Genomic DNA, 19,764 nt, shown 5'->3' on the forward strand with positions numbered 1-19,764 from the left:
GTTCTCTCCCTGTTTGAGCGGCAACACCCGGATGGCGTACCGAGGGCCAGCATAGCCCAAACCCCGCCGGGAGGAAACCCCCTCTCATGTCAGCCAGAATCTTCCATCCAGCCCTTGCGTGGAGCGAGCACTTCCAGCCTGCCCCCGACCTTCCGGAACCTCCCCCTTATCCGCGAGAGCCGTCTCAGCGGGCTCCCGCAAACGCACGGGCCGGGCAACATGGCCGCCATGTCTCCCGTCCGGTAACGGATCAGAGGCATGGCCTGACGCGTCAATGTGGTGAAGACCACTTCACCCGGCGTCCCGTCGGGCACAGGCTCACCGGAAACCGGATCGATGATTTCGAAAAACAAATCGCCTTCGCGCAGATGGTACCCCTGTTTCCCGCAGCATTCGACCCCGCCGCCGTAGCCTGTCTCAGTGAGGCCGTAGTGATCGAAAACCTCACAATGCCAGCCGTGGACAAGCGCTTCTTCCAAATCTTGCGGCAAAGGTTCCGCGCTCGACAAAATGGCCCGAATTCCCGGGGAGGCCGGATGCGCACCCAAAAGACGGCGCAACTGCCCCGGCGCGGCGACCAGACAGTCCGGGCGATGCAGTTCCAGTTCCCGGCAAAAGCCAGCCTGTTCAGCTGCGGGATTTCCGGCGACGCCCCGGGCTCCGATCCGGGGCAATGCCCGGATGAGCAGATCCGTAACCCCATCGGGGCGTTCCGCTCCGGGCAATAGAATGAGCACCGTATCGCCGGGACGCACCAGCACGCTGATGCCGTGGGCGAAAAAATCCAGCGTCCGCTCCAGATCAGCTGAAGCGAAGGCCAGCCGTTTGGGTTCTCCGGTTGTTCCGGACGTGCTCAGCGTCACCATCCGGGCGATGGCATCCAGCGGAACGCAGACAAACCGCTTCCAGCCGTCCTCGAGATCCCGCGCCGTCGTAAACGGCAATTGCGTCACACCGTCGGGCGACGCGGGCCACATTCCCGCCCGGATCGCCTCACCGTGACGTTCGAAAACGCCAGCAAGACGTTTCCGGTACAGCAGGCTGTTACGCTCCGTATAGCGCAACACCTCGTTGATTTTGTTCAACTGATACCGCCGCAACGATTCTTCGCTCAGCACCTCCAGCCCACAGCAACGCGCGATCCAGTCATCCAGAAACGGGCGCTTCATCATACACGGCCCCGGTACAACGTGGTGCCGTCAAACGAGGTCAGGTTGTACAGGCAAAATGGGATTAAGGTTCCTGATGGACTGACGACATGGATGCAGCACCCTTTGACCCGCTCCAGATCCAGCGTCATGGCATCCTGAAACGCCATGCAGGACACGGTAAAGCGCTGCTCTATCCCCGCCGACGCCAAAAACCGATCGAACGCATCCCCATCCCGAGCCGCTGCCGGGGACGCGGGCGCGCTCCAGTGCCGGGCGGCGAAGGCTTTGGCTTTGCGGGCCCCCTCAGCGGCGGACGGCGTTTCTCCGCAATCGCAACAGGAAGAAGCGCCCTGCACCAGCTCCAATGTTTCCCCGCTTCTCCGATAGACGGCACTGAAGGAACACAGCGCGTTTTCACATCCCGGGGGATGAAAATCCGTCCATCGGATTTGCCCTTGCGACTGCCGTTCCAGCTCCGCGGCGATCTCCGGCAATGTCACGCGCGGCGCGCCATCGGATCGCCACGGGCAACGTCCGAACGAAGACATGGGCTGAAAATGCACGCCTCGGACATGTGCCCCCAGACGCAATCCCATTTCCACCAGCGGCCACAGACGATCGGCGTTAACGCCCGCCGCCACGGTCGCCACCAGCACGACCCCGATTCCCGCTTCGCCGCACGCCCGGATTGCTTCCAGCTTTTCGGGAAGGCAACGCCTTCCGCGCAGGATCTCATGGGCCGCATCATCCGCCGCGTCGCATTGCAAATAAACGGAATCCAACCCCGCTTCGCGCAGACTCGCCGCGTATCCGGGCTCCGTCCCTAGACGCAATCCGTTGGTGTTGCATTGGATCAGCGCGAAACCGCGTGCTTTGGCCATGCGGATGATCTCGGGAAGATCGTCCCGTACCGTGGGTTCGCCGCCGGAAAGCTGCACATTGCACGCCCCGGAAGCCTGCCTGAGGCGATCCATCTGAAAGGCGATACGCTCAAGGGACGGTTCCGGCGCAACCTGTTCTCCGGCGCTGGCATAACAGACGGGGCAACGCAGATTGCACCGTCCCGTCACTTCAATCAGCCCCGTACAGGTATGCTGGGCATGATCCGGGCACAACCCGCAGTCGAAAGGACAACCGCGCTCCCGCTCCACGAACGGATGCCGGGGATGCGAGGGCGTCTTGTCGCGGACCCAAGACCGGAAATCCGGCATACCGCGCCATACGGGAACGGAAAAAACACCGTGCTCCGGGCACTCCTTACGCAAAAGAACGGAGGGGATACCCTCTTCCGCCGGATCAAGCACATATTCGGCGGGAATGCGCCGCAAGCAGACGGGGCAGACGCTCTCCGTGGCCTGCGGCAGGGAACGGGCCGGGGGCATCATCGGGGCTCCGTCATGTCGATCCCGTACTCGGCGCACAAATCGACAAGTTTGTCCCAACACTCGGCGAGCAGATCCCCGCACAAGGTCATGTCAGCGCCGCCGCCCGTTTTTTCCTGAATCGATGGGCAGGAAACATCCCGGCATCCTCCGGTGCATACATGCTGGGTAAACCACGCCGCATAGTCGTTGATCAGCGGTTCCGCCATCGGATGGGCGGCTTCACCCGCGGCCCCTTTGCACGCCAGATACCCGAGCGCCGCCGCGCCTCCCGTCAAAAGCCCGCACGCACCGCCGCTTTGCCCCATTCCGTGACAAAGCCCGCCAGCGGCCCTGACCAACCCGGGATTTTCCACACCCTGCTGCTGCAAGACGAGCAGGACGAGGAGCTGACTGCAACAATATCCTTCCCGAATCAGAGGTATGAGTTCCAACATCAATGCGTTCATTTGTTCCCCTTTTCCGCGACGAACATCCAATACCCGAACCGTTTTCCCGAACACGCCGAATCGCCGCTCCCCGGACATGCTCCCATCCATGCGAGCAACGCCGAACGGGGAACCCCCTGAAACAGGAGCCTGCCCGCCAGTTCACCGAGCAATCGGGAATGATCCTCCGAGGCCAAAATCCGAAATCCCTGCCGCGCCAGCCGTTCCGCCACAACGTCAGCAGGCACGGCACCGCGCGCACAGCCCTGCCCGCCCGCTCCGTGGCTGCCCTCGCGGACCACTATGTCCGTAAGCAACAGCCGTCCCCCCGGCCGCAGGACACGCCCCATCTCCCCCAAAGCCCGTTCAGGGGTGTACGACAGGGAGAGGACGCATTCGCAGACTATGCCGTCCATGCAAGCATCCCGAAACGGAAGGGCTTCAAGCGTCCCCGCGAGGAGCGGCACTCCGGATAACCGTCTTTCCGCCTCCTGAAGCATGGCGGCGGAACGGTCCATCCCCACGGGGCTCAGGCCGCGTTCCGCCAGCAAAGCCAGCGTTACGCCCGGACCGCAGCCCAAATCCGCCACCCGCTCGCCGACGCCGAAAGCGCAGTGCGTGAGCCCACGCTCGGTAAGCTCCACGCCGCCGGGACGGAGGCAATCCGCCGACGCCAGCCGGAAAAGCTCCCGCTGGTATAAGGGCTCTTCCCGATGCTGCGGGATCATTTGTCTTCCAACAGGGCTTCCACTTCCGCCATTTTTCCCTCAGCCAGCGACTTTGGGATCATCGTCAACCCACAGGACGGGCAACGGGGCAAAGAGACGTCAAACGCACTGCCAAGATAGCCGACCTGAACTTTGACCTGCTCCAGAGGGCATTGGCAGCGGGTACATACCCAGTCGCCGGGGTCCGGCGCATAATTCGGTTCCATAGCCATGATGATCCTCCTGCCGGGAATTCCTGCTTTCGCACATAGCAGATTATCACTGAGCCCATTATAAAGGCATCCCATTTCATACGAGGTCCGAACCCCCATTCCACCTCAACGGGGTTGGGGGCGGCAGCCTCCCATGTCCCTTCGGCGGCATTCCCTAAAGGTGGAACGGGTTGCGGACAGCCTCGTAACGGCCTTTTGGGGTCGATGTGCCGGGCACTTCCATCCGGTGACAGTAGGCGTCATGGACGACACATACGCCGTCCTCAACGCTGTATTCCACCCAGAACGTCACCCGCACAGGGCGTAAGGACGCAAGGAAGTGCCCGTTGTCCCGATTCAGGAACGTGTCGCCGGAGGCCTCGGCATGGCGCACGACACGCACGGCGTCCTCCCGCAGGATATGGCGCTCTTCCATCTTTTCCAAGACATCCGGCGCAATACGGACAGGAATGCCGTCATCGGCCGTTTCCGCTACGCTTTCCCCGGCATATCGCCGGAGCACCTCGGTCCGCAGCGCGGCACGCCCCGCGCGCCGTGCCGAAAGCCCGCTTCCTTTTGCGGTCGCCGCCGCATGAAGGGATTCACCGGGATACAGCAGATCGAGCATATGCAGGGAAGGTTTGCCTTCCGCGACAAGACGTTCCCGGCACATAATGCAGGATGTAACGGCGTCGTGTTCAAGCTGGCCGGCCCGATCCGCCGCGATAGCCGAAGCAAGCTGCGGATTGGCATCCCATGTCAGCCCTCCGTACCCGCAACAGGGCGTCGTTTCGCCGGACAAACGCGGCTCCTCGAACGGGACGCCCCGCTTGGAAAGGAGGCTCCGCACCGACCGCAACCACGCCTCATCGTGACGGGCGGAACAGGGGTCATGGATGCTCAACGTGGGGACGCCGCCGCAACAGGCTTCCTCACGGAAGGACAGGGAGGGGCATTCCGTATCGAGCACTTCCCAAAGCGACACCACGGACACTTCAGGCAAGGCTTCACGCAGCGTCTTGCAGCATGAGGCGCAAGCGGCGATCACGCGAGGACGCCCGAGCGATTCCCATGTGGACTTGAGCGCCTCCACGGTTTCCGCAAACAGTTTTTCTTCTCCGGCCCACTGCGCGGGAACGCCGCAGCACTGCAACAACAGACCGACGCTGCCGAGATCTTTACGCAACGTCTCGTACACGGCCAAAACCTGTTCTCCCCGTGCGCCCGCAAGCTGGCAGCCGGGAAAAAACACCTGTCCGCACCGTTCCGCCGCCTTCCCGTCCGCTCCCGATCCGGCGAAGGACAACGCGCACTCCGGGCCGTTGGCGGCGGCCATATCCTCCAGCGCGAATTCATGCGCCGAAGGGGGCATCATGCCGCGCCGAACCATATCCTCACGGAACGACAGGCACAGATCCGCCATCGAAAAGCCTTCCGGACACAAGACCTCGCACTGGCCGCACAGCGTACAGCTGTTGATCATCGTGTTGGCCTGATGGTGCCCCTTCACGATCGCGGCGTTGTTGTACATCTGGCGGGCGTAGACGCGCGGGTACCCCTTGTATTTCTGCATGTACAAACACTCGCGCACGCAAATGAGGCATTCGCACTGCAAACATCTTCCGGCTTCGGTTTTGGCCTCTTCAAGCGAATAGCCCTCGCCGGGGTGTTCCGGTTCCAGCCGCTGCAGCGGAGCCAGCCCGTCGAGCGGAGTGTGCAGCCGGGTCGCGCTCGCGCCTTCATTCTCGCGCGATGCCGTCAGGGAAACGCCGGTCATGGAACGCTCAAGCGTCATGGCGGCCCGGCGGCCTTCCGCCGCCCATGCGACGGGGGTGCCCGTCCCATCCGGTGACAGCCAGCCGCCGAAACAGACATGTTCCGGCCCGCCCGCCACATGCAGCGTCACGGAATCCACGGCATCCCGTGAGGCCGGGGCCAAGCCCGGGGCACAGGAAACATCCACAAAAACGGCGTCATAGCCTTCTACTTCCTGAAATAGGGCTTTGTCAGGCTCTCGGCGGATCAGCGTCACGCCGCTCTTCCGCATGGATTCGAGTTCGCCGTCCAGCGCTTCCGGCGTCAGCGCGGGGAATGCGGCGATCAAACCTTCCGCAGGACGTCCGCCCGCATAAAACAAATCGACGGGATATGCCTTTCGGGAAAGATCCCACGCCGCGACCAGCCCCGCCATGCCGTCACCGATCACCGCGACTTTTTTGCTTTTTGGGGGACGCGGCAGATTCCGCGTCTGCTGAGCGCACTGCGACACACAGACCCGTTCCAGCGCACCAACGGCGAGCGGCCCGCCAAGCTCCTGCCGGACACAGGCCGTTTCGCACGGGTGTTCGCAAATCCGTCCCAGAACGCCGGGCAAAGGCAAATGCCGCTCCAGCACTTTGCGGGCCCCGGGCGTATCCCCGTGCGCCATCCGTTCGAGAAACGGCCTCACATCCATCTGCAGCGGGCAGGCCGCCCGGCATTTGGGCATATCATCCTGTGTACACTGCCGTTCCCAGCTCCGCAGATCCGCCTGTTCCATAACGCCTCCCGGAAACCGTCAAAACCAAACGGCCCTCCCGGCCCGCATAACGCATCTCGCTACACAAGAACCGGGAGGGCTTTAACGCCCGGCCCTCTTTGGAAGGCCGGACATGTCACGTCTCACTATCGATTACTTCTTCAGAGCGGCCAGCACCTTCTCAGGCCGTGCGGGCAGATGCCTCACGCGGGCGCCGCAAGCCTGATAGATGGCGTTGATGATGGCGGCATGTGGAGCGGTGAGCGGAAGCTCGCCCACGCCGGATGCGCCGAACGGGCCGTCCTTGCGGGAGTTTTCGAGGTAGATCAGCTCAATGTCGTCCGGGACGTCCTTGATGTAGGGCAGACCGGCGCCAATGAGCGTGGAGTGCTTCTTGATATCCTCATAGTCCTCGGTCAGGGCGAGGCCGATGCCCTGCGCCAGACCGCCGTACAGCTGGCCGTCCGTCACGAGGCGGTTGTTCACCTTGCCGATGTCGGCGATCATGGTCAGCTTTTCCACCGCGGTCTTGCCGGTCGTGATGTCCACGGCCACTTCGGCCATGAACAGGCCGTACATGTAGCAGCAGAAGGGTTCGCCCTGCCCGTTTTCGTCCGGGGACGTGCACGGGGTGGTCCACTTGCCGTACTGGCGGACCTCGCGGCCTTCGGCCTTCATTTCGTCATAGGTATAGAAACCGCCGCCGGGCTTTTTCATGGCCTCGATCAGGGTTTCACAGGCCACGCGGATGGCGTTGCCCACCACGAGCTGCGAACGGGAACCGCCGGCCGGGCCGCCCACGGGGGCCTTGGAGGTGTCGTTCATGACAAGGCGGATCTTGTCGGCGGCAATATTCAGGGGACGCAGGGCCTCGTGGGCCGTGCCGAGCGCGCCGGCGTCGGCGCCCTGACCGTGATCTCCCCAGCACACGCCGATGGTGACCGTGCCGTCTTCATTGTACTGCGCCCAGCTTTCCGCCGAGTCCGGACCGTCCAGACCGCAACCGTAGATGCCGATGGCCACGCCCACGCCGCGCTTCACGGTGTCGGTGGAGTTCGCCGCGGCCTTTTCCTTCGCCGCCTTGAACTTGGGACGCATGATGTCGATCATGTCCGGCAGGCTGAACACTTCGGGGGCCTGACCGGAAGGATTGGTGTCGCCGGGCTTGTAGCAGTTGACCGCGCGCAGTTCCAGCGGGTCCATGCCGAGCTTTTCGGCCAGTTCGTCAATGAGCACTTCGGAGGCGAATTCGCTTTCCGGAGCGCCGTAGCCACGGAACGCCGCACCCCAACCGTGGTTCGTGCAGACCGTTTTGCCGAGGCCGCGGATGTTTTCGATGCCGTAGCCAGCGCCGATGTACTGGGCACCGCGCAGGGTCAGCAGGTCGCCGAATTCCGAATACGGGCCGTGGTCGACGATCCAGTCGGCTTCCATGGCCTTGATCTTGCCGGTGGCCTTGTCGGCGGCGTAGCGGACGGTCGTGAAGAACGGCGAACGCTTGCCGGTGTATTGCTGCTGCTGTTCGTAGTTGTAGCGCAGGTGGCAGGGACGGCCGGTGGCGAGCACGGCCACGCCGATGAGCGCTTCCATGGTCGGGCTGAACTTGTAGCCGAAGGTACCGCCCGCGTTGCACTGCACCATGACCATGTCGTTGCCGAAATCAAGCCCCAGACCGGGTGCGATCATCAGGCCGTGCAAGTGCAGGCCGATGGATTTCGAATGGATGACCAGCTTGCCTTCTTCGTTCATGTAGCCGTACCCCACGTCCGGCTCGATGGGCAGGTGGGGCTGGCGCTGCGTGTAGTAGCTGCCTTCCGCCACCACGTTATTGGCGTCGGCGAAGAAGGGAGCGGTTTCCTGCCCCTTCACTTCCTTCTGCTCGAAGTAGGTGTTCGGGGTGCCGGGGTGGATTTCGATGGCGTCGGGAGCCATCGCGTCCGGGGCGTTCAGGTATTCGGGCAGCAGCTCGAGATCGAATTTGACCTTGTCGGCGGCGGCGCGGGCGTGCGCTTCGGAGTCGGCACACACGATGGCGAGGGCGTCGCCGTACTGGAAGATTTTGGTATCGTTCAGGATGGGACGATCCCAGCCGTCACCCTTGTTGGTCGGGAAGGTGATGAGGCCGGTAATGCGGTTCTTGCCCTTGACGTCCTTGTGGGTCAGCACGCGGTACACGCCGGGCATGGCTTCGGCTTCGGAGGTGTCGATGCCCTTGATGTTGGCGTGGGAAACCTTGGCCTGAGCCAGCGCCAGATGCAGCGTGTCCGGAGGCATCTTGAGGGCGGTATCCGCACCGAAGTCGTGCGTGCCGGTCACCTTGGCGACGGCGTTGGGACGCGGACGGCGGGAACCCCACGTGCGGCCGTCCACGGGTTCCTTATATTCGATGTCCTTGACGGATTTCTCGCCGCGCATGACGGCGGCGGCGTCCATGACGGCATCGACCAGTGGCTTGTAGCCCGTGCAGCGGCAGGCGTTGCGGTGGCTCTGGAACCAGTCGCGCACGTCGTTGCGGGTCGGGGCCGGGTTGTTGTCGAGCAGGCATTTGGCGGACACGATGAAGCCGGGCGTGCAGAAGCCGCACTGCGCGCCGCCGTGGAACATCCACGAAAGCTGCAGCGGGTGCATATGCTCGGGCGTGCCGATACCTTCAAGGGTGGTGACGGCGGCCCCGTCTTCAACGCGTTTCATTTTCAGCGTACAGGTACGTACCAGCTTGCCGTCCAGAATCACATTACAGGCACCGCACTGACCCGTGCCGCATCCGACCTTCACGCTGGTCAGCAGAAGCTGTCCGCGCAACACGTCGGCCAGCGAATCTTCCGGATTCACCAGCAGCGTTTTCGTCATGCCATTCACAATGAGAGTCTTGGAAATCATGTGCCACTCCTTGATTCCACGGCCAGCCCGCCAGACGGGCCCAACCGGAGGGTTTCTGGATACCCGGGCGAAAGAGACTGTTCCCTTTTCGCCGGTTCCCCTGTAGCCTGCTTGATGAATACATTCGGAAGCCGATACTCCGCACCCTTGAGGCACGGTTCCGTACAAAAACGGCTCCCGATGACGTGCACCTATCCCGCCCTGCTTGGAAGAGCGGATATGTTTATTTGTGCATATAAGAAGCCCTGCATTCTGTCAATGCGGTCACCCGAAAAACACTGGTACTGTTTAAGGAAACAGCCATGAAGAACAGCTCACGCTTTTTCAGGAACACGTCCTGCGCCCACTTTCCGTGCCATCCCAACGCGGATCCTGAGACATTCAACTGTCTTTTCTGTTATTGCCCCCTCTATTTCCTGCCGGAATGCATCGGCACGCCCCGCTGGAACGCGAACGGCATAAAGGATTGCACCCTCTGCCGCGTCCCGCATCAGCCCGACAACTATGATCGCATTATCCAAAAGCTTTCCGCGGCGATACGCGAACGCGCGGCGGAAGGGAAGGAAAAGGGGCCTCGACAGCCCACGGAATGATCTTATTTGAAAAGCAGCAAGGCCTGCGTTATAGTCGCCTTTCTGAAACACTTTTGCGCAAGGATGATCTCTCATGCCCAACAAGCTCGAACAGGCCCAAGAAGCCCTCGCCAAGGTTGAAGCCCATATGGAAACCCTGACGCCCCAGACGCAGGCCCGCCACATGGCGGAACGCGTCCGGGACAATCTGGCCGCGTGCATCGCCATGGCCCAGTGCAACCCCAAAGCCGGGGAAATACTCATGCCGAACGTGCTGACCGCCGCCCATGAGTACCTTTCCGGCCTCGGCAAGAACTGATCCGGATTCCCGCATGACCCATAAGCCCGGGATACGCCGATGTGGGACGTTCCGGGCTTGTCTCTTTTTTTGGAGGAACGGCGGGCATCTTCCCCGCCCGCTGATCCTCCCTCACCCGCTCCGAGTTGTATGAGGTTCGCGTGCGTCTGCTGACAGTCCTTCTTTTCGGCGTGTTTCTCGTGGCGACGCAGGTTTTTCTCGTCCTGAAAGCCATGCAGGACAACCTGTTCGAACGGGACGTCGATCCCGTGGATGCCGTCATGGAACGGCAGGCATCCATTTCCGACGAGCTCACCCCCCAGGAACGCCTGTGGCTCAGCAAGAACCATACGGTCCGGGTCGGCGTCGATCCCGACTTCTACCCGCTTGAAAAATTCGACGCCGAAGGCCGCTATACCGGCATAGGCCCGGACTACCTCCGTATCCTCCACAAGATGACGGGGCTCTCCTTCCGCATCGCGCCCCCCTCCGACTGGACCAACACGATCGACATGGCCACGTCCCACAAGGTGGACATGTACATCGCCGCCGCCGAGACGCAGCACCGCTCCCAATATATGTTGTTCACGCCCTCCTATATCGTGCTGCCCGGCATCATCGTGACCAGGCAGCCCACCAAGGGCGAGAGCGTGACCCGCGGGGCCGCCACGGACGAAACGGAACCGAGCATAGACGGGCTCAAGGACTTGGCCGGGAAACGGGTCGCAGTGGTCAACCGGTATTCATGGCACGACTTCCTTGAGGAGCTGCACCCTGAGATAACGCCCGTGCCCGTCAAAAACACGCTGGAGGGGCTGCAGAAAGTCGCCTTCGGCGAAGTCGACGCCATGATCGACTACCAGTTCAACATCACGGAAAAAATCAACAACAGCGGCATCCGCAACCTCCGCGCCGCCGGTTCCATCGACGCGCCTTACGGGCACGCCTTCGGCATCCGCAAGGACTGGCCCGAGCTCCACAGCATCATCAACAAGGCACTCAGCAAGATCACGCCGGAAGAGCGCAGGATCATTGCCCAGAAGTGGCTCCAGCCCTACGAGAAGAAGGCGTTTTCCAAGCAGACCATCTGGATGATGCTCTTTGCGGCGGAAGTGCTGTTCACGGTGTTTGCCTTTGTCCTTTACTGGAACTTCTCCCTCAAGCGGCAGGTATCGCGCAGGACGGCCCAGCTCAATCAGGAGCTGGCCAAATACGACCGAGCCGAAAAGGAGCTCCGGGAAAGCCGGGCCATGCTGGAGCAGTCCAACGTGGAACTGGAGCACCGCGTCAACGAGCGCACGCGCGACCTGCAGGCCATCAACGCCGAGCTCCAGCTCGCCAAGGAAGCCGCCGACGCCGCCACCACGGCGAAAAGCCAGTTCCTCGCCAACATCAGCCACGAAATACGCACGCCCCTGCACGGCATCATGGCGTTCGCCGAGCTCGCCCTGCTCAAGGAAAAGACCCCGCCGCACCGCTACCTCCGGGCCATCCTCCAGTCTTCGCGGGCGCTTCTTGAAATCATCAACGACCTGCTCGACGTGTCGAAAATCGAAGCCGGGCACCTTGAGCTTGAGCAGGCCCCGTTCATGCTGGACGACGTGGTGCACCACGTCTGCACCGTGGCCCTGCACAACGCCCACGCGGGCGGCATCGAGCTCGTCGTAGACATGGACCCGAACATGCAGATCGCGCTGATCGGCGATGCCGGGCGCCTCCAGCAGATCATCATGAACCTCGTGACCAATGCGGTGAAATTCACCGGCCCCGGCGGGCAGATCTGCGTGACGCTCAAGCAGGGCCATGCCGAACCGCTGCCTTCCGACACCTGCCCGGAACAGCGGCGCGTGCAGATCATCTGCTTCGTGCGCGACACGGGCGTCGGGATCGCGCCCGAGTTCCTCGGCCAGCTCTTCCAGCCTTTCCGGCAGGTTGACGCCTCCACCACGCGCCGCCACGGCGGGACCGGCCTCGGCCTGTGCATCTGCCGCCAGCTCGTCGAAATGATGCACGGCGAAATCTGGGTGGAATCCGAACCCAACGTCGGCAGCACCTTCGCGTTCTCCATCCCGCTGTGCACCCAGCCCGACTCGGGAGCGACCGCGCAGTTGCCGCCCCCGTCGGCCCAGCCCATCCACGCACTCGTCCTCAGCGCCTCGCCGCTCCAGACGGAAATCCTTTGCCGCCATTTCTCGGCCCTCGGCATTGATGCGCTTACGGCCACAAACACGGAGGAAGCCGTACGCAAGGCGCAGGAGCTGCCCAAGAAGCAGCCGGACCTCCTGTTCCTCGACCGCAAGCTCTCGGAGCCCAACACGCTGTATGCCCTGCGCGCGCTGCGCACGGCCTTCGGGCGCACCATCCCCGCCATCCTCATGGACGAGCACGCGGGCGAGCAGATCCTTTCCGTATCCAACCGGGACGCCGCCCAGCACGACGGGCAGGTCGCCATCCTGTCCCTCGTGACCCTGCGCGGGCTGCACGAATCCATCGTCTCGCTCAACGAGCCCTGCCTCGTGGCCTACTCCGGGCGGCTGCATCCCCAGCCCTCGCCGATGGAAACGCCGCTGTTCCATGACGTCCGCATCCTGGTGGCGGAAGACAACCCCACCAACCAGGAAATCATGGAAGCGCTCTTTGAGGACACGGGCGTCCAGCTCACCATCGTCAGCAACGGCAAACAGGCCCTCGACGCACTCAGGGTCGGCGCGCAGCGGGGCGAACGCTTCGATCTCGTCCTGATGGACGTCCAGATGCCGGTCATGGACGGCTACGAGGCCACCCGGATCATCCGCACCATGCCCGAACTCGAAGGGCTGCCCATCGTCGCGATCACGGCCCACGCCATGCATGAGGACAAAATGCGGGCGCTTTCCGCCGGGATCGCCCGGTACCTTTCGAAGCCCCTCAGCCGCGCAGCCCTGTTCGGCACGCTGCGGGCGCTGCTCCCGAACAAAATCCTGCCGCGCAAGCCCGAACAGGCCACGCACAGATCGGAATCCGCGGCACTTTCCGCCCCCATCGTACTCAACAACACGGCCCTGCCCCCTTGCCTCGACGCCGGAGCCATCGAACGCCTCAACGTTTCGCCGGAGACGTACCAGAAAATCCTGCGGGGCTATGTGCGCAACACCTCCGAAGCCCTGCCCGCCCTGCGCAAGGGGCTGTACCTCGATCCCGCCATGCCCGAACAGGCGCTGTGCCGCCCGGCGTGGGAATGGCTCATCCGCGAGGCCCACAACCTGAAAGGCGCATCCGCCAACGTGGGGGCCATCGCCGTGCAGCAGGACGCCCACGCTCTGGAGCTCGCGCTCAAGCAGTTCGTCAGGCAATCGGGGAACGCCGCCGTCGAAACGGCGGCGCTGGCGCAGACCTTCTCCCCGCTGCTCGGCGCGCTGGAGGAGGCCTTCGCCACCGTGCAGACATCCGTACTGGAAGCCCTCCCTGAAACGCCGCAGCCGCAGGAAGCCCCGCCCCAGCCCGTACAGGCCGGAACGCTGGATGAAGATCAAAAAGCGCAGCTGCAACATTTTAAGGAGATGCTGGCCCTTGCCGATCCCGAGCGGATCGCGGAGGCGCTCATGCCGTTGACGGCTTTCCTTCCATCTGCTCTGATGGAAAAACTACAGCAGGCGATCGATTTCTACGATTATGACGAAGCGCTGGCGCTGCTTCCCCCGGATACGCTGTGATGGAGCCTCTGCTTATGGAAACGGAATACGAAAAGCCCCTTGTCCTCGTCGTGGACGATGATCCCACCAACCTGCGGATACTCGTCAGCAAGCTGAACCGGGAATACCGGCTCGGCGTCGCCAAAAGCGGGACAAAAGCACTGGAATACATGGGCAAGCAGATCCCTGATCTGGTACTGCTCGACGTCATGATGCCGGATATGGACGGCTATGCCGTCTGCGAGCATATCAAACGGGATCCCCGGCTGTGCGACATCCCCGTGGTCTTCATTTCCTACGTGGACGATCCCAGCCAGAAAACGCGGGGGTTCGAGGTCGGCGGCGTCGACTACATCACCAAGCCGTTCCATGACGCCGAGGTGCTGGCACGCGTGCGTACGCACATCATGAACAAGCAAATGCGCGAGCAGCTCAAACGCCACAACGCCGAAATCGGCAAGGAGCTGGACGAGCACCGCCGCCAGCTGCTGGCCCTGCTCGACAACCTGCCCGGCCTCGCCTACCGGGAAACCGTCATCGGAGGCATCCCCGACGCCCGCCGCGCGGTCAGCTTCGTCAGCGACGGCGTCCTTGGCCTGACGGGGTACGCACCGGACAGGTTCATGGGCGAGGAACGCCTCGGCCTCCTGGACATCGCCCACGAAGAGGACCGCGAAACCATCCGCAGCGCCATCGCAACGGCCCTCAAGGAGCACCGACGCTGGGAACTCGTCTACCGCATCATCACGGCGTGGGGCGAGGAAAAATGGGTGTGGGAGCAGTCCTCGGGCGCGTTCGACGCCTCGGGCACGCTCATCACCATTGAAGGGCTCGTCAACGACATTACGGAAAAGCAAAAGAACGAGCTCGGCATCCGCAGGGAAAACGAAGAGCTCCGCGAGCGCCTCAAGGCCCGCTGCTTCAACAACATCGTCGGGGATTCGCCGCCCATGCGCGAGGTGTTTGAGCTCATCGCCCGCGCCGGGGCCACGGAGGACTGCGTGGTCGTGTTCGGAGAATCCGGGACGGGCAAGGAGCTGGCCGCCCGTGCCGTGCACGAATGCAGCGCCCGCTGCGACAAGCCGTTCATCGCGGTGAACTGCGGGGCCATCCCCGAAAACCTCTTTGAAAGCGAGTTCTTCGGCTACAAGAAAGGCGCGTTCACGGGCGCGCTGGCCGACCGCAAGGGCTGCCTCGACCGGGCCGACGGCGGAACCCTTTTCCTCGACGAACTCGGGGAATTGAGCCTTTCCGCCCAGACCAAGCTCCTCCGCGCCATCGAGGGGCAGGGCTTCACCCCGGTCGGCGGCTCCGACCTGCACAAGCCCAACTTCCGCATCATCGCCGCCACCAACCGCAATCTGGCCGAACGGGTCGCCTCGGGGCAGATGCGCGAGGACTTCTTCTACCGCATCCACGTCATCCCGATCCACCTGCCCCCCCTGCGCCAGCGCAAGGAGGACATCCCCCTGCTCATCGAGTACTTCCTCAACGCCTATCCCCGCGTCGGGGATCTCCCCGCCCTCAACGGCGAGGTCATGCAGGCGTTCATGCAGTACGACTGGCCGGGCAACATCCGCGAGCTGCACAATACGCTGTACCGTTATCTGACGCTCGGCAAGGTCCAGCTCGGCACATTGCAGGTCGGCTCGGGGCAGCTTCCCGCAGGGGGACAGACAGGCACCGGCGAGGCCGAACACCGCCAGGCCCTGCCGCAGGAACCGCTGGCCTCGGCGCTGGACCGCTTCGAGCGGGAATACCTGCTCGAAACGCTCCGCCGCAACGACTGGAAGCGGGCGGAAACGGCGGATATCCTCGGCATCGACCGCCGCACCCTGTTCCGCAAGATCAAGCAGTTCGATCTGGAGGACGAAGAGGGCAAATAGCCCGGTTCAGGAAACGCCGCGCCCTGGGATTCCATCAACGCGAAAGCTTTTGGGAAAGGGGACGGACCCGATCCGTCCGGCGGGTTTGGGGAACAAAAGGAAAAGCTTTTCCCCGGAAAAGCCCCTCCCCTAAAGCTTCCGCATGGTGCCGGGGCATCCGCCTACCACGTGCAAAACGGGCGACTCGCCAGCGCGGAATTGGCATACCGGCGGTCGCCCGTCACCTCTTCCCCAATCCAGCCGGGCCGCTCAAAGGCTTGCCCCTCGTCGGAAAGTTCGATTTCAGCGACGACAAGCCCCGCGTTGTCCCCGAGGAACTCGTCGACTTCCCAGACAAAGCCCTGATAGGGGATTTTATAGCGGATCTTGTCGATGAGGGATGGCAGCGCCAGCGTGTCGAGCATCCTGTCGGCGTCCCCGCGCGGGATCTCGTACTCGAACTCCTCGCGGGAAAAGCCCCGTGTCTGCCTTTTGATGGTCAAAACGCCGCGTTCGCCTTCCGTACGCACGCGGACCGTGCACGGGTGCGTCTGCAAGTAGCCCTGCCGGAACCGCACGCCTTCGGCGAGCCCGCGCCATGCCTCGCTTTTGACAAGAAATTTTCGCTCGATTTCCACGTTCATATCATCCTCCCATACGGCCCAATGCCGTATGCTTCCCCTCTACCGCGTTTCGGCCCCGGCGTACAGGCGCGGCGTTTTCCACCGGAAACGCCTTCCGTATGCGGGACGTTTTCCGGGCTCCGGGTGCATGGGGAACACCCCGCCTCCCTTTCCGTTTGGGAATGCGTTTTTACAGCCGCTTGCGTAACAAGGCGAAACGGTGTACAGATACCGATTCCGTCATTGTTGACGCGCCCCTTTTTCCGGCCTGCCCTTCCGGTCTCGTCCGGCCAATCTCCATGAGGATACTTTCTTGAAAGATCTCGTTCGTAACGAAAAGCTTCGTAATATCGCCATCATTGCTCACGTTGACCACGGCAAGACCACGCTCGTGGACGCACTCTTCCGCCAGAGCGGGATTTTCCGAAGCGACCAGCAGGTCGATGACCGTGTCATGGACAGCATGGATCTGGAACGGGAACGCGGCATCACCATCTCCGCCAAGAACTGTGCCGTGAGCTGGAACGGCGTGAAAATCAACATCATCGACACCCCCGGCCACGCCGACTTCGGCGGTGAGGTCGAGCGCGCCCTGTCCATGGCCGACGGCGCCATCCTGCTGGTCGACGCGGCGGAAGGCCCCCTGCCCCAGACCCGTTTCGTGCTCCGCAAGGCGCTGGAACGCGGCCTCAAGATCATCGTGGTCGTCAACAAGATCGACCGCAAGGACGCCCGCGCGCAGGAAGTGCTGAACGAAGTCTACGACCTGTTCATCGATCTCGACGCCACGGAAGAACAGCTTGAATTCCCGGTGCTCTACGCCATCGGCCGCGACGCCGTGGCCATGCGCGAACTGGACGCCCCCCGCGTGGACCTCTCCCCCCTCTTCGAAACCATCCTTGAAGTGGTCCCCGGCCCGTCCTACGATCCCGAGGAACCTTTCCAGATGCTGGTTTCGGACCTCGACTACTCCGAATACCTCGGCCGCCTCGCCGTGGGCCGCAGCCTGCACGGCACGGTGCGCTCCAACGAGGCGATGGTCTGCGTCAATGAAGCGGGCGTCCCCGTGCCCCTGCGCGTGACCCGCCTGCAAGCCTACGAGGGCCTGCGCCTCGTCGACATCACGGAAGCCATGCCCGGCGACATCGTCATCATCGCGGGCATGGACGACGTGGCCATCGGCGACACCATCTGCACCAAGGAAAACATCCGCGTGCTCCCGCGCCTCCGTGTTGACGAGCCCACCGTAGCCATGCGCTTTACCATCAATACCTCGCCTCTCGCCGGGCGCGAAGGCAAGAACGTCCAGTCCCGCAAGATCCGCGACCGCCTGCTCAAGGAAGCCCTCATCAACGTGGCCATCAAGATTGAGGAGCCCGACGAGAAGGACAGCTTCATCGTCAAGGGCCGCGGCGAGTTCCAGATGGCCATCCTCATCGAAACCATGCGCCGCGAAGACTTTGAACTCTGCGTGGGCCGCCCCGAAGTCATCTTCAAGCGGGACGAGAACGGGCAGCTCCTTGAGCCCATCGAGCAGCTTTACGTCGATTGCGACGAAAACTTCATGGGCGTCGTGACCGACAAGATCGCGCAGCGCAAGGGCCGCATGGTCAACTGCGTGAACAACGGCACGGGCCGCGTCCGTCTGGAATTCTCGGTTCCGTCCCGCGGGCTCATCGGCTACCGCGACGAGTTCCTCACCGACACCAAGGGCACGGGCATCATGAACTCCCTGCTCGAGGGCTACGAGCCCCATCGCGGCGATTTCCCGAGCCGTTTCACGGGCTCCATCGTGTCCGACCGCGCCGGGAATGCCGTCGCCTACGCGCTCTTCAACCTTGAGCCGCGCGGCCAGCTTTTCGTGGTGCCGGGCGATCCCGTCTACGAAGGCATGATCGTCGGCGAGCACAACCGCGACAACGACATCGACGTGAACCCCACCAAGGAAAAGAAGCTCACCAACATGCGCGCATCCGGCAAGGACGAAGCCGTTGTCCTGACGCCCGTCCGCCCCATGACGCTGGAGCACGCCCTGCATTTCGTCCGTGAAGACGAGCTGGTCGAAGTGACCCCCCACTCCATCCGTCTGCGCAAAGCCGAGCTGAATGCGCTCAAGCGCTACCAGTCCGCCGGCAAGAAAAAGATCGCCAGCCCTGGGAAATAAAGTTTAAGATTGGAGAGGGGGAAGGGGAACCTTTCAGGAGAAAGGTTCCCCTTCCCCCTCTCCAAACCTCTCCCCCTTCCTCTCCAAAGACTTTCGCGTTTATCGAATCCCTGTTCAAATGTGTTGCCGTAACAGGCAAGAAAGCCCGTGCTGGTCTGTTCCGCACGGGCTTTCTCATTCTCGTAAGTGGATGATCTGCGTAGTTGATGGGAGAAGACGGACGGGGCCTCTTGCGGGGAAGAGTAAAGGCTCTTCCCGGCCCGCTACAGCAGTACGAGGACGCCGCTGTTGGCGATGGCGACGACCAGAAGCAGGAGGGAGAAGATCATGCCGATCTTATGGCGCATCGGCGTCGCGCTCCGGGCGATGACGGTCCAGATGATGGAGGGGATGAGCAGCGCCGCAAACAACGCTGTGACGAACAGGAGCGCCCCCTGATTTTCAAGCGTCAGCAGATCCTGCGTTTGCAACATGAAGCACAGCACGCCCGCCATGATCAGAGAGAACCAGCCGCCCCACGCGGCCCACTCGCCGCACCAGTTGGCCGCGAAGACGTAGTAGTCGCGCCCGAAATCGTCGATCTTCCGCCGGACGAGAAGCCAGAACAGCCCCAGAGCCCCTGCAGAGGCGACCTCAAGGAAGTGGATCAGCCCAAAGTACAGCCAGAAAGGATCACTGGCGGAAGGCAACAGGAGATCGATCAGCGTCTGAAGATCGTTCTCTTGCGGCAGCTCCGTGCCCTGCAAGGCCACGCGGCCCAGAATAAGCCCGATGATGGGGAGGCAGGCAAGGCTGCTTCCGGTCAGGAACGCGAGGAAACCGTGCAGCACGGGCCAGCCGCGCAGCGGCTTCCACGCCGCCACCACGACGGTCCAGAGGATGGTGCCGCCAAGCAGAAGGCCCGCCGAAAGGTACAGGCCCGCCTGATACAGCGGGGGGAACGTCTCGTAGGGGACGACCTTGGACAGCCCGAGGCCCACGAAGCACACAAGGAAAAGCCAGTTCAGAAAATTGGCGAACCGCGCCTGCTGGCGGGAACAGCGCTCCAGCAGGCTCCTCCTGCCGAAATGGGCGCGGATCAGTCCGTAGAGCACCACAAAAGGCAAAACGACAGCCGCGAGATATAAGCATACCGGCACGGCGAACAGCACAAGCTGGCCCCATGCTTCGATGAGGCCCGGCGGCAAGGCGGGCAACAGTTCGGACAAACGCTCCAGTACAGACATCGATTCCATGCCATTTCCTCATTACAGGGCAGAAAGTGAAGCGCCCTCCGCCGCATCCCGCTGGCAA

General features: G+C 62.8%; 14 protein-coding genes. 5 read left to right on the forward strand and 9 right to left on the reverse strand.

All coding sequences use genetic code 11. The annotated features are described in order from the left end of the window. Positions 1–89: 89 nt before the first annotated feature. The 7 genes from T370_RS0104870 to T370_RS0104900 form a co-directional block, all read right to left on the reverse strand. Positions 90–1,172, reverse strand: coding sequence for a DVU_1553 family AMP-dependent CoA ligase (locus T370_RS0104870; RefSeq protein ID WP_029434942.1), 1,083 nt, complete (start codon positions 1,170–1,172; stop codon positions 90–92). Next, on the reverse strand, positions 1,169–2,536 hold the full coding sequence (gene trsS / locus T370_RS0104875; protein ID WP_009367966.1) for a radical SAM (seleno)protein TrsS: 1,368 nt from the start codon (positions 2,534–2,536) through the stop codon (positions 1,169–1,171). The genes T370_RS0104870 and trsS overlap by 4 nt, the downstream gene beginning before the upstream one ends. Then, complete coding sequence (locus tag T370_RS0104880) at positions 2,533–2,982, reverse strand: DVU_1555 family C-GCAxxG-C-C protein (protein ID WP_029434943.1); 450 nt, start codon at positions 2,980–2,982, stop codon at positions 2,533–2,535. The genes trsS and T370_RS0104880 overlap by 4 nt, the downstream gene beginning before the upstream one ends. After that, the gene (gene trsM / locus T370_RS0104885) at positions 2,979–3,689 is read right to left on the reverse strand and encodes a DVU_1556 family methyltransferase (RefSeq protein WP_029434944.1); all 711 of its coding nucleotides are present in this window, start codon (positions 3,687–3,689) and stop codon (positions 2,979–2,981) included. The genes T370_RS0104880 and trsM overlap by 4 nt, the downstream gene beginning before the upstream one ends. Next, positions 3,686–3,901, reverse strand: a complete 216-nt coding sequence (locus T370_RS0104890; protein ID WP_005027380.1) for a DVU_1557 family redox protein — start codon at positions 3,899–3,901, stop codon at positions 3,686–3,688. Before T370_RS0104890 ends, trsM begins: the two co-directional genes overlap by 4 nt. A gap of 154 nt (positions 3,902–4,055) precedes the next feature. Next, on the reverse strand, positions 4,056–6,419 hold the full coding sequence (locus T370_RS0104895) for a pyridine nucleotide-disulfide oxidoreductase/dicluster-binding protein (RefSeq protein ID WP_029434945.1): 2,364 nt from the start codon (positions 6,417–6,419) through the stop codon (positions 4,056–4,058). 132 nt (positions 6,420–6,551) lie between these two features. Beyond that, a complete protein-coding gene (locus tag T370_RS0104900) occupies positions 6,552–9,278 on the reverse strand; it encodes a molybdopterin-dependent aldehyde oxidoreductase (RefSeq protein WP_005027384.1) in 2,727 nt (908 codons plus the stop codon). A 302-nt stretch (positions 9,279–9,580) separates the two neighbouring features. Here T370_RS0104900 and T370_RS0104905 point away from each other — a divergent pair, with 302 nt between their 5' ends. From T370_RS0104905 to T370_RS0104920, 4 genes are all read left to right on the forward strand, one after another. Next, positions 9,581–9,871 carry a cysteine-rich small domain-containing protein gene (locus T370_RS0104905; RefSeq protein WP_005027389.1) on the forward strand — a complete coding sequence of 97 codons (291 nt, stop codon included), beginning with the start codon at positions 9,581–9,583 and terminating at the stop codon, positions 9,869–9,871. Positions 9,872–9,944: 73 nt separating this feature from the next. Next, positions 9,945–10,169: a hypothetical protein gene (locus T370_RS0104910; protein WP_005027391.1), complete on the forward strand. Its 225-nt coding sequence runs from the start codon at positions 9,945–9,947 to the stop codon at positions 10,167–10,169. Between the two features lie 140 nt (positions 10,170–10,309). Continuing rightward, the gene (locus T370_RS0104915; protein WP_029434946.1) at positions 10,310–13,840 is read left to right on the forward strand and encodes a response regulator; all 3,531 of its coding nucleotides are present in this window, start codon (positions 10,310–10,312) and stop codon (positions 13,838–13,840) included. A gap of 14 nt (positions 13,841–13,854) precedes the next feature. Beyond that, on the forward strand, positions 13,855–15,705 hold the full coding sequence (locus T370_RS0104920; RefSeq protein WP_005027396.1) for a sigma-54-dependent Fis family transcriptional regulator: 1,851 nt from the start codon (positions 13,855–13,857) through the stop codon (positions 15,703–15,705). 161 nt (positions 15,706–15,866) lie between these two features. Here T370_RS0104920 and T370_RS0104925 read toward each other — a convergent pair whose 3' ends face one another. Continuing rightward, entirely contained in the window at positions 15,867–16,328 is a 462-nt protein-coding gene (locus T370_RS0104925; protein ID WP_029434947.1) for a CYTH domain-containing protein, read from the reverse strand. Between the two features lie 292 nt (positions 16,329–16,620). Between T370_RS0104925 and typA the strand changes: the two genes are divergently transcribed. After that, positions 16,621–18,471: a translational GTPase TypA gene (typA, locus tag T370_RS0104930; protein ID WP_005027401.1), complete on the forward strand. Its 1,851-nt coding sequence runs from the start codon at positions 16,621–16,623 to the stop codon at positions 18,469–18,471. Between the two features lie 263 nt (positions 18,472–18,734). Here the strand turns inward: typA and T370_RS0104935 are convergent, their stop codons facing one another. Next, positions 18,735–19,706: a hypothetical protein gene (locus T370_RS0104935; RefSeq protein ID WP_029434948.1), complete on the reverse strand. Its 972-nt coding sequence runs from the start codon at positions 19,704–19,706 to the stop codon at positions 18,735–18,737. Between the last annotated feature and the right edge of the window lie 58 nt (positions 19,707–19,764).

It is taken from the genome of Bilophila wadsworthia ATCC 49260 (assembly GCF_000701705.1).
In the GTDB taxonomy this organism is placed as follows: Bacteria; Desulfobacterota; Desulfovibrionia; order Desulfovibrionales; family Desulfovibrionaceae; genus Bilophila; species Bilophila wadsworthia.

Bases quoted from the DNA above. Each gene is read 5' to 3' on its own strand.
- T370_RS0104870 (WP_029434942.1), bottom strand. From the start codon at position 1,172: ATGATGAAGCGCCCGTTTCTGGATGACTGGATCGCGCGTTGCTGTGGG.
- trsS (WP_009367966.1), bottom strand. From the start codon at position 2,536: ATGATGCCCCCGGCCCGTTCCCTGCCGCAGGCCACGGAGAGCGTCTGC.
- T370_RS0104880 (WP_029434943.1), bottom strand. From the start codon at position 2,982: ATGAACGCATTGATGTTGGAACTCATACCTCTGATTCGGGAAGGATAT.
- trsM (WP_029434944.1), bottom strand. From the start codon at position 3,689: ATGATCCCGCAGCATCGGGAAGAGCCCTTATACCAGCGGGAGCTTTTC.
- T370_RS0104890 (WP_005027380.1), bottom strand. From the start codon at position 3,901: ATGGCTATGGAACCGAATTATGCGCCGGACCCCGGCGACTGGGTATGT.
- T370_RS0104895 (WP_029434945.1), bottom strand. From the start codon at position 6,419: ATGGAACAGGCGGATCTGCGGAGCTGGGAACGGCAGTGTACACAGGAT.
- T370_RS0104900 (WP_005027384.1), bottom strand. From the start codon at position 9,278: ATGATTTCCAAGACTCTCATTGTGAATGGCATGACGAAAACGCTGCTG.
- T370_RS0104905 (WP_005027389.1), top strand. From the start codon at position 9,581: ATGAAGAACAGCTCACGCTTTTTCAGGAACACGTCCTGCGCCCACTTT.
- T370_RS0104910 (WP_005027391.1), top strand. From the start codon at position 9,945: ATGCCCAACAAGCTCGAACAGGCCCAAGAAGCCCTCGCCAAGGTTGAA.
- T370_RS0104920 (WP_005027396.1), top strand. From the start codon at position 13,855: ATGGAAACGGAATACGAAAAGCCCCTTGTCCTCGTCGTGGACGATGAT.
- T370_RS0104925 (WP_029434947.1), bottom strand. From the start codon at position 16,328: ATGAACGTGGAAATCGAGCGAAAATTTCTTGTCAAAAGCGAGGCATGG.
- T370_RS0104935 (WP_029434948.1), bottom strand. From the start codon at position 19,706: ATGGAATCGATGTCTGTACTGGAGCGTTTGTCCGAACTGTTGCCCGCC.